Annotated in this window: 11 protein-coding genes; 6 read left to right on the top strand and 5 right to left on the bottom strand. The window is 51.2% G+C overall.

The genetic code is table 11. From position 1 onward, the window contains the following. Positions 1-19 precede the first annotated feature (19 nt). Together AC0MA3_RS19220 and AC0MA3_RS19215 are read right to left on the bottom strand one after the other, a co-directional pair. The gene (locus AC0MA3_RS19220; RefSeq protein WP_379155683.1) at positions 20-988 is read right to left on the bottom strand and encodes a carbohydrate ABC transporter permease; all 969 of its coding nucleotides are present in this window, start codon (positions 986-988) and stop codon (positions 20-22) included. Then, complete coding sequence (locus AC0MA3_RS19215) at positions 985-1,899, bottom strand: ABC transporter permease subunit (RefSeq protein ID WP_474657345.1); 915 nt, start codon at positions 1,897-1,899, stop codon at positions 985-987. The genes AC0MA3_RS19220 and AC0MA3_RS19215 overlap by 4 nt, the downstream gene beginning before the upstream one ends. 465 nt (positions 1,900-2,364) lie before the next feature. Between AC0MA3_RS19215 and AC0MA3_RS19210 the strand changes: the two genes are divergently transcribed. Next, entirely contained in the window at positions 2,365-3,873 is a 1,509-nt protein-coding gene (locus AC0MA3_RS19210) for a glycoside hydrolase family 43 protein (protein WP_474657344.1), read from the top strand. Between the two features lie 53 nt (positions 3,874-3,926). Continuing rightward, entirely contained in the window at positions 3,927-4,916 is a 990-nt protein-coding gene (locus AC0MA3_RS19205; RefSeq protein ID WP_474657343.1) for a glycoside hydrolase family 43 protein, read from the top strand. A 90-nt stretch (positions 4,917-5,006) separates the two neighbouring features. Here AC0MA3_RS19205 and AC0MA3_RS19200 read toward each other — a convergent pair whose 3' ends face one another. The 3 genes from AC0MA3_RS19200 to AC0MA3_RS19190 are packed head-to-tail and all read right to left on the bottom strand — an operon-like array spanning position 5,007 to position 9,362. Then, positions 5,007-5,963, bottom strand: a complete 957-nt coding sequence (locus AC0MA3_RS19200) for a sugar ABC transporter substrate-binding protein (RefSeq protein WP_474657342.1) — start codon at positions 5,961-5,963, stop codon at positions 5,007-5,009. Further along, entirely contained in the window at positions 5,960-7,561 is a 1,602-nt protein-coding gene (locus tag AC0MA3_RS19195; protein WP_474657341.1) for a response regulator, read from the bottom strand. Before AC0MA3_RS19195 ends, AC0MA3_RS19200 begins: the two co-directional genes overlap by 4 nt. 1 nt (position 7,562) lies before the next feature. Then, complete coding sequence (locus tag AC0MA3_RS19190; RefSeq protein WP_474657340.1) at positions 7,563-9,362, bottom strand: cache domain-containing sensor histidine kinase; 1,800 nt, start codon at positions 9,360-9,362, stop codon at positions 7,563-7,565. A 266-nt stretch (positions 9,363-9,628) separates the two neighbouring features. Here AC0MA3_RS19190 and AC0MA3_RS19185 point away from each other — a divergent pair, with 266 nt between their 5' ends. The 4 genes from AC0MA3_RS19185 (at position 9,629) to yjfF (ending at position 14,260) form a co-directional block, all read left to right on the top strand. After that, positions 9,629-10,660: an ABC transporter substrate-binding protein gene (locus tag AC0MA3_RS19185; RefSeq protein ID WP_474657339.1), complete on the top strand. Its 1,032-nt coding sequence runs from the start codon at positions 9,629-9,631 to the stop codon at positions 10,658-10,660. Between the two features lie 82 nt (positions 10,661-10,742). Then, on the top strand, positions 10,743-12,254 hold the full coding sequence (locus AC0MA3_RS19180; RefSeq protein ID WP_474657338.1) for a sugar ABC transporter ATP-binding protein: 1,512 nt from the start codon (positions 10,743-10,745) through the stop codon (positions 12,252-12,254). A 7-nt stretch (positions 12,255-12,261) separates the two neighbouring features. Then, positions 12,262-13,302, top strand: a complete 1,041-nt coding sequence (locus AC0MA3_RS19175; RefSeq protein ID WP_379155713.1) for an ABC transporter permease — start codon at positions 12,262-12,264, stop codon at positions 13,300-13,302. After that, the gene (gene yjfF, locus AC0MA3_RS19170; protein WP_474657337.1) at positions 13,292-14,260 is read left to right on the top strand and encodes a galactofuranose ABC transporter, permease protein YjfF; all 969 of its coding nucleotides are present in this window, start codon (positions 13,292-13,294) and stop codon (positions 14,258-14,260) included. Before AC0MA3_RS19175 ends, yjfF begins: the two co-directional genes overlap by 11 nt. Positions 14,261-14,290: the final 30 nt, after the last annotated feature.

Raw genomic sequence — 14,290 nt, 5'->3', positions numbered from 1 at the left:
TTTATCATTCTCGTGCCTATTAACCTTTGACTGCACCAATGATAATTCCTTTTACAAAAAACCTTTGGAAAATCGGATACACCAGCAAAATAGGTGCGACAACGATGATCGTAACGGTCATCCGAATGGATGTGGTGGTTTGCTTGGTGGACAGACTGGCCATGGCGGTTGATCCGGCATTTTGCAGATTGACCATGGTGGATAAGGAGCTGGCCTGATTGATGTAGTTATAGAGAATGAACTGCAGGCTGTACAATCTACTGTCCGTAACCAGCAGCAGCGTATCCTGAAAGGAATTCCACTGGTTCACTGCCGAGAATATGGCGACTGTCGCCAATATCGGTTTGCTGATGGGCAAGATGATTTTGTAAAAGATCGTTATAATCCCGGCACCGTCAATGCTGGCGGCCTGCTGTAATTCCTTTGGTGTGGACTCAACAAATGTCTTCACAAGAATGATGAAAAATGGAGCTACGATGGACGGCAGAATGTAGGCCAGGAAATTGTCTGTGAGGTGCAAGGATCTCATGGTCAAGTACCAGGGGATAATACCGGCATTAAAAAACATCGTAATAATGGTAAAGCGGTACCAGAATTTTTTCCCCCACATGTCCTCCTGGGCAAACATGAATCCCAAAAAGGCTGAGGCCCCTACCGTCAAAAGGGTGCCTATGACTGTTCTTCCCACAGATATAACAAATGCATTCCACAGTCCCGGTATTTTAAACACGTCAACATAGTTCTGGAAATGGATTCCCCTCGGCCAAAACGCAATTTCACCTTTGGCGCTGAGATCGTTGGCGCTTATGGTATTGATAATGATAGAGTAAAAAGGATATACACACATAAATGCAAAGAGGGAAAACAGGACATAGATGACAGCAGATATCAATTTGTCGGTTGTACTGACCTGCATTTTTATTTTTTTGGAGAGGCGGCTGTTATTTTCTACAGCAATCGGAGTCATTCCAGTCGGGTTGTCACTCATACGATGCCCTCTCCTCTTAACAATTTGGACAGCCCGTTTACGGAAAAGAGAAGCGCAACACTAATCAGGCTTTTCAGCATACTGATCGCAACGGAAACGGAATAGCTGCCGCCTCCCATGGCAAGGTTGTATACATATAAATCCAATACCTGAATGGTGTCTTTGTTGAAGGCATTCTGGAACACAAAATATTGCTCCAATCCATTGTTCAGAAAGCTGGCAATCTGGAGCATTAATAGTACGAAGTAAGTCGGCAGCATACTTGGCAAAACCACATGGCGGATGACCTGCATTCTGGTCGCTCCATCTACATAAGCCGCTTCATAAAGAGATTCATCGATCCCCATAATGGCCGCTATATACAATATAGCCGACCAACCCAGTGATTTCCATGTAATCCATATCCACATCGTAACCCATACATGTTCCGAGTTTTGAAGAAAAAGTATAGGAGAATCAATAAGTCCCATCTGACTCAGAAAGCCATTGACGACACCTTCACTGGAGAACATAGAAAAGGCCAGGGAATACACCAGTACCCAACTGATAAAGTTAGGAAGCGTGGTTACGGTCTGGATAAATTTCCGGAAGCGCACAGCTTTAATCTCTGTCAGGAAAATTGCAAAAATCATTGGGAGCCACGAGAAAAGTATGCTCAGTCCGCTGATGCCAAATGTGTTTTTGATGACCTGAAGCAGCTGATCGACCTTCACCTGGTTCTCTACCAGGGAACGAAACCATTTGAAACCGACAAATGGCGCTTGTGACAGCGGAATCGGCGGCATATAGTCAAAGAATGCATACACCCATCCATAGAGGGGGTAGTAGGCAAAGACAGCAAGTAATACCATAAAGGGCGAAATGTAAAGAAATTTTCGTACAGAATTGCTCCTTATGCTGTGATTACGCATCGGTTCACTCCCCCTTTGTATAATATTTGGAGCTTTCAACAGGGTGGCTTTAACCCAAACCTGCTGTCCGGTATGCTGTCCTCCTTCCATTAACAATGTCTAACAATCCGATACCCAATTGAACGTTATGTTGCTAATATCCCTCCTTGATGTTAGCGCTTACACAACTATGCAACTATAATAAATTATCGTTTTCCTTCAAACAATGACCAATCCTCACGACTTATTGATCTATCATTAGATAAAATAAATATGGGATTACAGAGACACTCTAAAATTTACAAAATATAGGATAAAGTATATAAAGTATATAAAGTATATAAAGTATGATGAATGCCATAATCAACATTAAACTTAAACATAGCCAAGATTTTAAGGGGGAATTCTTTATTTTTGGTATGGGTGGAGGCCTGGAAAGTACAGTACAATATGTATTGTAAGCGGTTGCTGAAAAAGGAGGATATTATGCAGTCCACAACTTATAGAAATCCTGTGATATCCGGGTATTACCCGGATCCCAGTGTGGTTCGTGTGCAGGACGATTATTATCTGGTGAACAGTTCGTTTGAGTATTTTCCCGGAGTTCCTTTGTTTCACAGCAAGGATCTGATCCATTGGACGCCGGTTGGGCATGTTCTGACCCGGCGTTCCCAATTAGATCTCCGGACAAGCGGCAGCTCCGACGGGATCTACGCCGCCACCCTGCGTTACCATGCGGGACGCTTTTATATGATTACTACGGATGTAAGAGGAATCGGCAATTTCTACGTAACTGCTGAGCGGCCGGAGGGGCCGTGGTCTGATCCCATTCTTTTATCTTACGGGGGAATCGATCCCTCTCTGTTCTTCGAGGACGATGGGCGCGCTTATGTGACCGTACAGAACGGGGCCGATCTGGAATCGCACATTATCCAGTACGAAATAGACCCTATAACCGGCAAGGTGCTCTCCGAACCTGAAGTGATCTGGAGAGGGGATGGAGGGCCTTGGGTGGAGGGGCCTCATCTCTACAAAATCAACGGGATGTACTATTTGATGACCGCCTCAGGCGGCACCAGCGTAGACCATCGAGAGATCATTGCGCGCAGCAGCAGCCCGTTCGGCCCTTTTGAGGACAAGCCGGAGCCTATTCTGACGCACCGTGGCTTGAAGGAGCACCCTGTTCAATGTCTGGGCCATGCTGATCTAGTGGAGGATACGGAGGGGAATTGGTGGGCGGTGTTCCTGGGTATGCGGCCTGTGCAGGGCAAGTATTCCCCCCTTGGCAGAGAGACCTTTTTGGCGCCGGTGAGCTGGACAGAAGAAGGCTGGCCTATGATCGATAATAATGAAGGAACGGTGGTATCCGCAGACAGTCTACCGGAGGATGAACCGGTTCAGCGCATGGAGCTGAAGAACGGATTTGGTCCGGAATGGGCCTTTCTAAGGGCGTATGAGGAGGAATGCTATTCCTGGACAGAGCGTCCGGGTACGCTGTCGATCCGGGGCAATGCCTATACACTGGATGACGAGGCTCCGGCCGTGTTCGCTTGTATCCGGCAGAAGCATCTTCATATGGAAATGGCCGTGCGCTTGGATTATACGCCCACAAAGGAAGGGGAGTACGCAGGAGTGGCCGCCCGTTTGAACAACCGGGGGAACATTTTCTGGGGATTAGCTTACCGTGAAGGAAGACGGGTTCTGGAGCTGGCCATCCGGGACGGCGGCCAGAGACAGGTCCAGAACGTTGTCCCCGAAGCTGCGGGTCCGCTTCATCTACGTATCCGGTGCGATGGGGAAATGTACGCGTTCGCTTACTCGGAGGACGGAGAAGCTTGGCATGAAGTAGAGCATAAGGTACCGGTATCCTGTCTGTCTCCAGAAGTCAACGGCGGCTTCACCGGTGTATGTCTTGGCTTACATGTGTCGGGGAACGGTGAGAAGGATACAGCGCCGGGGTATTATGATGGCTTCAATTATTCCCCGCTGTCGTAGTTTCAGTGCGAAGAGATGCTTTTACCAATTTACTCAAGAAGAGGAGATTTCACATGAATCAGTTGCCAAAACAGAGCCAGCCCCTTGTAACCCACATCTACACCGCGGATCCGTCTGCCCACGTATTTGAAGGCAAAATATATATTTATCCTTCGCATGATCTGGATCATAATGGACCGGACAACGACAACGGTGACCAGTATGCGATGGAAGATTATCATGTTCTATCCATAGAGAATTTCGAATCCCCTGTGACAGATCATGGGCAAGTGCTTCATCTGAGCGAGATTCCCTGGGCTTCGCAACAACTATGGGCGCCTGATGCCGCCTACAAGAACAATACCTACTATTTATTTTTTCCGGCCCGCGACCGGGAAGGGATCTTCCGCCTGGGGGTAGCGACAGCTTCATCCCCGGCAGGTCCGTTCACGCCCCAGCCCGACTATATCCCCGGCAGCTTCAGTATCGACCCCGCTGTTTTTGTGGATGAAGACAACCGTGCTTATATTTACTTTGGCGGCCTCTGGGGAGGCCAGCTCGAACAATGGCAGACCGGCACCTTCTGCCCGGGAGCGGAAGGGCCTGCCCTTGACCAGCCTGCATTAGGGCCGCGTGTGGCGCTCTTAAGCGAAGATATGCTGTCTTTAGAGGTGGCACCGCAAGAAATTTCCATTGTGGATGAAGAAGGAAACCCGATTCTTGCCGGGGATGAGGACCGGAGATATTTTGAAGGGCCATGGGTACATAAATATAATGGCCACTACTATTTGTCTTATTCGACTGGCACGAAGCATACCCTGGTCTATGCGGTCAGCAAACATCCGACGGGTCCATTTACCTTCATGGGCGAGATTCTGTCTCCGGTTATCGGTTGGACCACGCACCACTCCATCGTTCAGTTTGAAGAGAAGTGGTATCTGTTCTACCATGACAGTTCCCTGTCTGACGGTGTCAATCATAAGCGCTGCGTCAAATATATGGAGCTGCATTATAATCCGGACGGCACCATTCAGGCGATGAATCCATACCCTTCCCAAGAATAGGGACCTACAATCTTCAACAGCTATGCTGTCCTGTAAAGGACGGTGTAGCTGTTTTGTTTGCAGCAGATTACGGCCAACAGCGGGTGCAAGCTAATTCCCGATAATCGTGATCTTTGTATCTATCCATTTCGTCTTGGTGATGCCTTGGGATTTCTGCAGCAGGGTACTGATGAGGTTCTCGCCCCAGTTCTGCTCGTTCTGTGAGATTACCCGTGTAATCTGCCCGTTATCCATCGCCTGCATCATTGAAGGGGTCAGACCGAGGGCGATATTATAGCGCTTCAGTCCTTTGGCTTTCCAGACCAGTACAGAGCTTGAGCTGGAGACAAAATCGAGGCTCACCAAGGCGGAGAAATGGGGATGGGCGGATATCATCTGCTCGAGCTGCAACACAGCGTTGTCTCCGCTACCGTCATTGTGCTTAATGTCCAGGATATCGATCTCCGTATGCTCTGCCAGGTAAGTCTGCAGTCCCTGCAGCCGCTCTCCAAACCCGAGCATGTGGGACATTCCGGACTCCACAAGGATCATCCCTCTTCCGCCCAGCAAGTGGTCTACCGTTTGGCCGATCACGATGCCGGTTTGCCTGTTGTCGGCCCCGATATAAGCACTCCTTCGGCTGTCCGGCGCATCCGATTCAAAGCAGACCACGGGAATCCCCTGGTCAACGGCTTTATTAATCACACCGACGAGGGCCTGGGAATCCACCGGAGCGATTGCGATACCATCGACTCCCCGTTTAATCATCATCTCCATGATCCGGATTTGCTGCTCCAGATTGGCTTCATCGGGCGCTTGAACAAGCAATTGAACGTTATGTTTGCGGGCCTCCACCTCTGCCTTTTCCGTAATCCACTCATAGTTGGCATTTACCATAGGATAGATGATGCCGAAGGTCAGCGGCTGTTCTTCATTTCGTCCGGCCGCAGCCGCCTGCTTCTCCTGCGGTGTATGCACCACTCCGGCTGGGAAGCAGCCGCTCAGGAACAGAGCTGCTGTCAGGCACATGATGGAGAAAGCAGCTATCCTTACCCGGGATACGCTCACGGATATTCCCCCCCTTTACAAACAGAAGGGAGCGGTTCCTCCGCGTGACCTTGCTTCCGGTATTCCATCGGAGTCATCCCGGTTACTTTTTTGAACAAATTGGAGAAATAATGCTGATCATTGTAGCCTACGCTAAAGGCGATCTCAAAGGTTTTATGGCTTGTCGTCTTCAGCAGTTCCTTGGCTTTGTCCATCCGGGTCGAGGTCAGAAATTCAGTCATGGTCTGTCCGGTTTCCTGGCTGAAGATTTTGCTTAGATGGCTGGGGCTTACCCCGACCTGTCTGGAGATGTCATGGAGAGAAAGCTGCTCATTGCCGTACTGCTCGCAGATGCAATGTTTCACTTTATCAATCAGCCCCCGGTATTTATCCGAGCCTTCCGACCGCCACTCCCAGAGACGGGCAAACAGTCTGCTCAAATATTCGAGGCATTCACCGGTATCGGAAATGCACCGGATCTCCTGCTGGAGCTCTCTGAGAATCTCTGTAGGCTCGGCGGCCGCCCGAAAGCAGATTTTAGCCGTTTGCACCAGCTCCAGGGTAATGTCGGTCATCAGGTAGTAAGCGTACACGGAATTCCAATTCATCGGTTCCAGCTCTGCCGCAAGGTGTGACAGAAATTCCGGCTTCTGTTTACCGTCTCCCAGCTTCAGGAATTGGAGCAGCCGGTTCCGGTCGAGCAGAGTGCCGTGTTCAGAAGGGTTAAAAGAAGCATCAAGCAGTGCCGCCGAGTTCTCCCGGGACATCTTTTTGAGTATAAGATTATTTTCGGCTTCGAGGTAAGACAGGTGGATTCCCTGCAGGCGTTCCCGCACATCGCCCAGACTGACGGATAGCTCACAGCCGCATACCGTTCTCAGCCCTTGCTTCAGCGCTCTGCAGACCTCATCCATACTCCTGTTCAATTGCTCGGGGGTACTTCCCTTGAAGATTAATACCGTTTCCGTCCGGCTGCGTTTATAAAATAGGCCTTCTGTCAGCTCCGTCAACAGGGATCTGAAATGCTCTTCCGCAGTTCGTAGTATTGAAGAAGGGGCGGATGTGTACTCTTCGATTTCCGGGATATTCAAAGTGAAGATAGCAATGGCATAGTAGGGGGCGATGAGCGGCAGCCCCAGTTGCTCCGCCGATTCAATGGCGGCGGCGGTACCGATCAGTCCTCCGCACAGCTCGGCGTATAGCTTACCTGGCGTATAGGCATAACTGTCCTTTTGCCGCTGTTCCTCATCAATCCTAGCGCTGACACTGTGGAGCAGTTGCAGGAGATCAGCTGCGCTGAACGGCTTCAGGCAATAATCCTCAACCCCGAGCCGCAATGCGGTCCGGGCATACTGGAAATCATCGTGGCCGCTCAAGATAATGATTTTGATCTTCGGAAATCGCTGACGGACCACGGAGCTAAGCTCCAGTCCGTTCATGAAAGGCATTTTGATATCGGTAATGAGGATATCCGGGAGCTTCTCGCCAATGAGCGGCAAGGCCAGCTCTCCGTCGGATGCGTCGCCGCAATAGATGAACCCTTCCCGCTCCCAATCCACGCATTCCCGTATACTTTCACGGATCAGAATCTCATCATCCACAAGCATAACCTTTTTCATATCAGGTCCCCCTGTTCTTGGGTATGCGCACCCGGATTTGTGTACCTATGCCTTCTGTACTCTCCAACTTTATGCCATATTCCTCTCCGAAATACAGTTGTAGCCGCTGGTGCACATTCTGGAGACCGAAGCCGTTCTGGGCGGGATAGGCGTCCTCCGACTGGATTGGCTGCTCGATTTGTTCCCGGAGTACCGCCAGTCGATCCGGCGAGATGCCGATTCCATTGTCGGAGACGGTAAGCACAACAGACTGGTTGTCCGCATAGCCGCTGATGATGATCTGTCCCTGGCCTCTTTTATTCTTTATTCCGTGATAGAGGGCATTCTCCACCAAGGGCTGAATCGTCATATTCAGAATCGGATACTCCTGCAGCTCCTCAGCAACTTCTATGCGGTACTCCAGAATGTCGCGATAGCGCATCTGCTGGATAATTAGGTAACTCTGCGCATGGGCAAGCTCGGAGCGGATCAGCACCCAATCGCGTCCTTTATTCAGGCTAAGCCGGAAAAAGTCGGATAGCGCTTTCACAATTCGGATGACACCATCGTTTTTGCCGGCTTCTGCCATCCACACAATGGAATCAAGGGTGTTGTACAGAAAATGCGGATTGATCTGCGCCTGGAGCGTCCGCAGCTCTGCCTTTTGCAACTGCTGCTGCTCACGGATGCTCTGCTCAAGCAGCTCTTTGATTTGACCCACCATGATGTTGAAGCTCTCTCCCAGGTCGGCGATTTCATCATTTCCCTCCGGTTTTACCTTTGCTTCCAGGTAACCGCTCGCAGTCAGCCGCATTTTGTGCTGCAAAAGCTGAATAGGCCGGATCAGCCGCTTCGTAAGCAGATAGTGAAGCGTGATGGCGAATACTATGCTTAGTACAACGCTGACAATAATCAACTGTCTGATCCGGTTGGCTTCGGCAACAATCTCCTGTAGCGGGGCCATGCCGATGATGACCCAACCGGTAGAACGGGAGGAGGTATGGACAATGAACCGGGGTGGTCCGGTAGTATGCAGCACGAAGCTGCCGTTCTCCTTCAGTGCAGAGTCAGGAATTGTGGCTTCCTGGATAATCGCCAGGTCCGTATCACTGACAGGAGGGACATAAACGGGATGGTTCTGTCCATCGACAATATAGAAAAATCCAGTTTTGCCGATAGGCACCTTGTCACAGAAATCTTTAATGAAGGAATCGTTCAGATCCACAATGACAAACCCGATCACCTCATGCGTGATCCGCTGCTTGACTGCCGCCATAATCGAGATCACACCCTGATTCTTGTATGTGAAACCGTCGACCCGGTCATATCCGGATATCGAGGAGGGAGGAATACGGAGGATGCTGTCGGGATTCTGAGCCAGCGTCTGAAAGTGCGGATTGCGCAACGGATTGATGTTGGATTGGAAAATACCCCTGCGTTCGCTGATACCTTTGCCATACAGATTGATGAGGCTGATGTTCAGTACATTTTCATACTTGTAGGTCTCCCGGTAAAGGGCAAAGGTCTGAAGAATATCCTTCGCTTCCTGGTAGGTTTCCGATTGCGAGAATAGAAAGTGGATCGCCTGGGGATTGTTACTCAGCTCCAGCAGCCGTTCCGTGTCCTTGAACAGATTATCAATGTTCGTGCTGAGCATATCCGCCTGAAGGATGCTTGAAGCTTTGCTGTGGCTGGAAATCGAATGATAGGATTTCTGATAGGAAATGAGGCCGACGGCAATCAGCGGGATGGTGGACAGCACAACAAACAAAGCCAGCAGTTTCGTCCTCAGACTGGAGGAGACCCAGCGTGTGATCCGCATTATCGGGAGATCCTTTCATAAATAGCATATATTTGGATTCGATTATAGTTTATAACAAAACGGGGCAGACCGAAAACAAAAAAAGAAAGCGTAAACAAAATCACACCATTTCAATAAAAGATTACACATCCTTGGGCCGCAGCCGCCAAAAAACAAAAAATAGAAAGCAAATGCCAAAGGATGCCCATATATCGGTGTTTTGGAAGCGGTTTATAATGAACCCGACACCAAATCCTGGTGAATGCGAAGGGGAGGAATCAATATACATGAAGAAATTCGGGAAAATGGGGGCTGTGCTGGCGCTTACTCTGACTATGGTCATGGTTGGGGCATGCAGCAACAACAATGCTGGGAAGACGGAATCCGGCAATTCAGCCGCGCAATCGACTGCGGCGAATGACGGAAGCAAGACGGAGGGCAAGAGTATTACGCTGGGCTTCTCACAGGTTGGGGCGGAGAGCGGCTGGCGCAGTGCGAACACCAAGTCTATCCAGGATTCTGCAAAAGAAGCCGGCTATACACTGAAATTCTCGGACGCCCAGCAGAAGCAGGAGAACCAGATCAAGGCCATCCGTTCCTTCATTCAGCAAAAGGTCGATGTCATTGCGTTCTCTCCGGTGGTTGAATCCGGCTGGGACACCGTACTCAAGGAGGCTAAGGACGCGGGGATTCCTGTGGTTCTGACAGACCGCGCCGTGGACTCCAAGGATACTTCGCTGTATGTCACATTCCTCGGCTCCGATTTCGTGGAGGAAGGCCGCAAGGCGGGCCAATGGCTGTCGGACCAGTACAAGGATGCTTCAGAGGACGTTAACATAGTGGAGCTGCAAGGAACTACTGGTTCTGCACCGGCAAATGACCGCATGGCGGGCTTTGCGGAGAAAATTGCGGGCAACGCCCATTTGAAGGTCATCGCATCGCAAACCGGCGATTTCACCCGGGCTAAAGGCAAGGAAGTTATGCAGGCATTCCTGAAGGCCAATAAGGATATCGACGTTCTGTATGCACACAACGACGATATGGCGCTTGGTGCCATTCAGGCGATTGAAGCAGCCGGACTGAAGCCTGGAGAGGATATCAAGATTATCTCGGTGGATGCCGTCAAAGACGGAATGCAGGCAGCCAGTGAAGGTAAAATCAACTTCATCGTCGAATGCAACCCGCTGCTTGGACCGCAGCTTATGAAGGTGGTAAGGGATGTTGTAGACGGCAAGCCGGTAGAAGCCCGGATCGTGACTGATGAATCGACCTTCACTTCCGAGCAGGCCAAGGAAGCATTGCCAAGCCGTGAGTACTAATTAGAGGCAACAACTACAAGCGGCTCCGGCGGGATAACTTCCACCGGGCTGCTTTTATGAATAACAGGGAGTGGATGCGAGAATGAGCACACTGAAGCCCATACTGCAAATGACGAAGATTCACAAACGGTTTCCGGGTGTAAAAGCGTTGACTGATGTGGACCTCCGCCTGTTTCCGGGTGAAGTGCATGCCCTTATGGGAGAGAATGGCGCCGGTAAGTCGACACTGATTAAAGTGCTGACTGGCGTGTATCCGATAGATGAAGGAAATGTGGAGATGGACGGCGCCCCCCTTGCCATCCGCAGCCCGTTAGAATCACAGGCGGCGGGGATCAGTACTGTCTATCAGGAAGTTAACCTGTGTCCCAATCTGACTGTCGCGGAGAATATCTACATCGGAAGAGAACCGCGGAAATTTGGACGGATTCTATGGAAAGAAATGAACCGGCGTGCGGCGGAACTGCTCCGGGAGCGGATGAATGTGCAAATTGATGTTACCCTTCCGCTGCATATGTATTCTGTGGCGGTACAGCAGTTGATCGCGATTGCTAGAGCGCTGAATATTTCCGCCAAGGTACTGATTCTCGATGAGCCTACTTCAAGTCTGGATCAGATCGAAGTGGAGCAATTGTTCCGGATTATGAGGAAGCTCAAAAAGGACGGTCTGTCGATCTTATTTGTCACGCATTTCCTGGATCAGATGTACGAAGTTTCCGACCGGGTCACCATACTGAGGGGCGGAGAATTTGTCGGTGAATATATGGTCAAGGAGCTGACCCGGATGGAGCTGGTTATGAAAATGATCGGCAAGGATCTGAGTTTGCTGGAAGAGCTGCCAAGTCTGGCCGAAGAGTACAAGGATACGCTGGGCAACGAACTGATCCGGGCGGAAGGACTTGGCCGCAAAGGGGGGATCGAGCCGTTTGATCTGTCGATCCGCTCAGGAGAGGTTGTGGGCTTGGCGGGCCTGCTTGGCTCAGGCCGGACAGAAGCCGCCCGGCTGTTCTTCGGCGCTGACCGGCCGGATTCTGGGAAATTGACCTTGCCGGGAACGCAAGGAACGGTGCATTCCCCCCGGGAAGCCATTGCGCACCGGATTGCCTTCTGCTCGGAGAACCGCAAGACGGAGGGGATTATCGGCGATCTGACCGTAAGAGAAAACATTATTCTTGCGCTGCAGGCCAAATATGGGACCTTTAAGACGATCTCCCGTAAGCGGCAGGAGGAAATGGCAGAGGAATATATCCGCATGCTGAACATCAATCCGCCCAGTCCCGATCATCTGATCAAGAATCTGAGCGGCGGCAACCAGCAGAAGGTGCTGCTGGCCCGCTGGCTGTTGACAGAACCTCAACTGTTCATTCTGGATGAGCCTACGCGGGGGATTGATATTGGAGCAAAAGCGGAAATTCAAAAGCTGGTGCTGTCGCTCTCGCGCCAGGGGATGTCTTTCCTGTTCATCTCCTCCGAGCTGGAGGAGGTGCTGCGGGTCAGCGACCGGATTGCTGTCCTGCGCGACCGCCGTAAAGTGAAGGAAATCTCAGATAAGGATATGAGCCAGCAGCATATTATGCAGGCCATTGCGGGAGGCTGAACGTATCATGGGTACAATGGTTAAACATCATTTATTCTGGCCGCTGTGTGTACTGGCCGCATTGCTACTGTTCAATCTGTGCTATTCGCCGGATTTCTTCTCCATCACGATGCACGACGGGCATTTGTACGGCAGTCTGATTGATATCCTCAACTTCGGATCGCCTCTCATCCTGGTGGCAATCGGGATGACACTGGTGGTGGCAACCAAGGGGATTGACTTATCTGTCGGCTCCATTGTCGCCATTTCAGGCGCAATCGCTTGCCTGAGCATCAGCAGAGGCCAGGACCAGAACGCGCTGGGCCTGATTCTTCTATCTGTGCTCCTGGCCATCGGCCTATCGCTTGTGCTGGGTGCCTGGAACGGACTGCTGGTCTCCGTGGCCGGCATTCAGCCGATTATCGCCACACTGATTCTGATGGTGGCGGGTCGGGGAATTGCCCAACTGGTTACCGGTGGACAGATTATTACGGTCACCAGCAGCAAATACGCCTATATTGGTTCCGGTTCTCTGGCCGCGCTGCCCTTTTCAATATTTGTCGTAGCTCTGTTTGTGGTCATCGCCGTGTTGTTGACCCGCAAGACTGCGCTGGGTCTGTTCATTGAATCGGTTGGCTGCAATCCGACGGCCAGCCTGATGTCAGGCATCCGCTCGGCTTGGGTCATCCTATCGGTCTATGTATTCTGCGGCTTATGCGCAGGCATCGCCGGACTGCTGCTTAGCTCGAATGTCTCCAGCGCCGACGGCAACAATGCCGGTCTCTGGTATGAGCTTGACGCCATACTGGCAGTGGTGATCGGGGGGACGTCACTGAACGGCGGACGTTTTTATCTCACCGGCACTGTGATTGGAGCGCTGATTATCCAGACACTGACCACAACGATCTATATGATCGGCGTCCCTCCAGAGATTACACTGGTCGTCAAAGCCTTTGTAGTGCTGGCAGTCTGCCTGATCCAGTCAGAAACATTCCGCGCCTCCATTGCCGCACGCTGGAAGACGCGGCATTATCCAGCAGAGAAGGGGATATCCCGCCATGTCTCTTAACCGCAAATATATTCCGATGGTCGTCACCGTTCTGCTGTTCCTTGTTATGTTCGGAGCCGGTTCCTTCCGGTATACCGGATTCTTCTCTCTGCAGGTGCTTATGAATCTGCTGGTTGACAATGCCTTTCTGCTAATCACGGCTGTCGGTATGTCGTTCGTGATCCTGTCGGGCGGCATTGACCTGTCCGTCGGCTCTGTTATCGCTCTATCGACGATGATCTCCGCCAGTCTGGTGCAGCAGCAGGGTTGGCCGCCAGCGGTTGTGATTCCGCTGGTGCTTCTGATGGGAGCCGTGTTCGGCAGCGCCATGGGGGCGATGATCCATTACTTTAAGATTCAGCCGTTTATTGTAACGCTGGCGGGAATGTTCCTGGCCCGCGGCCTGTGTTATGTCATCAGTATTGATACGATTACAATTGATAATTCCTTCTATACTGCCGTTGCCCAGACCAAGATTCAGCTGCCGTGCGGAAGCTTTCTCTCCGTCAGCGCCATCATCGCCCTGATAGTTGTCGCCGCCGCAATCTATACCGCTCACTATACCCGGTTCGGGCGTAACGTGTATGCGCTTGGAGGCAGCGAGCAGTCCTCGCTGCTGATGGGTCTTCCGGTGGCACGGACCAAGGTGTTAGTCTATACCTTGAGCGGCTTCTGCTCGGCGCTTGCTGGTGTGGTGTTCACCTTTTACATGCTGTCCGGGTATGGGCTTCATGCTGTCGGCTTTGAGCTGGATACGATCGCAGCTGTCGTGATCGGCGGCACCCTGCTGACCGGAGGTGTGGGATACGTCCTCGGCACCTTCTTCGGAGTGCTCATTCAGGGTGTAATTCAGACGATCATCAGCTTCGAGGGAACGCTTAGCTCTTGGTGGACCAAGATCGCCATCGGCCTGCTGTTGTTCGTATTCATTCTCTTGCAGCGGGTATTAAGCTCCAGGCGCGCGACGCTAAAGCAATAGCAGATCAACATAAAACCTGCATTGGGAGAA

The sequence above is a fragment of the Paenibacillus sp. LS-5 genome (assembly GCF_056121505.1).
Note: the sequence above shows the minus strand (reverse complement) of the source record. Positions and strands in the feature narration are given on the sequence as shown.

Excerpts from the sequence above, each read along its gene's own strand:
- AC0MA3_RS19220 (WP_379155683.1), bottom strand. The coding sequence starts at position 988 with ATGAGTGACAACCCGACTGGAATGACTCCGATTGCTGTAGAAAATAAC.
- AC0MA3_RS19175 (WP_379155713.1), top strand. The coding sequence starts at position 12,262 with ATGGGTACAATGGTTAAACATCATTTATTCTGGCCGCTGTGTGTACTG.
- AC0MA3_RS19195 (WP_474657341.1), bottom strand. The coding sequence starts at position 7,561 with ATGAAAAAGGTTATGCTTGTGGATGATGAGATTCTGATCCGTGAAAGT.
- AC0MA3_RS19190 (WP_474657340.1), bottom strand. The coding sequence starts at position 9,362 with ATGCGGATCACACGCTGGGTCTCCTCCAGTCTGAGGACGAAACTGCTG.
- yjfF (WP_474657337.1), top strand. The coding sequence starts at position 13,292 with ATGTCTCTTAACCGCAAATATATTCCGATGGTCGTCACCGTTCTGCTG.
- AC0MA3_RS19180 (WP_474657338.1), top strand. The coding sequence starts at position 10,743 with ATGAGCACACTGAAGCCCATACTGCAAATGACGAAGATTCACAAACGG.
- AC0MA3_RS19210 (WP_474657344.1), top strand. The coding sequence starts at position 2,365 with ATGCAGTCCACAACTTATAGAAATCCTGTGATATCCGGGTATTACCCG.
- AC0MA3_RS19215 (WP_474657345.1), bottom strand. The coding sequence starts at position 1,899 with ATGCGTAATCACAGCATAAGGAGCAATTCTGTACGAAAATTTCTTTAC.
- AC0MA3_RS19205 (WP_474657343.1), top strand. The coding sequence starts at position 3,927 with ATGAATCAGTTGCCAAAACAGAGCCAGCCCCTTGTAACCCACATCTAC.
- AC0MA3_RS19185 (WP_474657339.1), top strand. The coding sequence starts at position 9,629 with ATGAAGAAATTCGGGAAAATGGGGGCTGTGCTGGCGCTTACTCTGACT.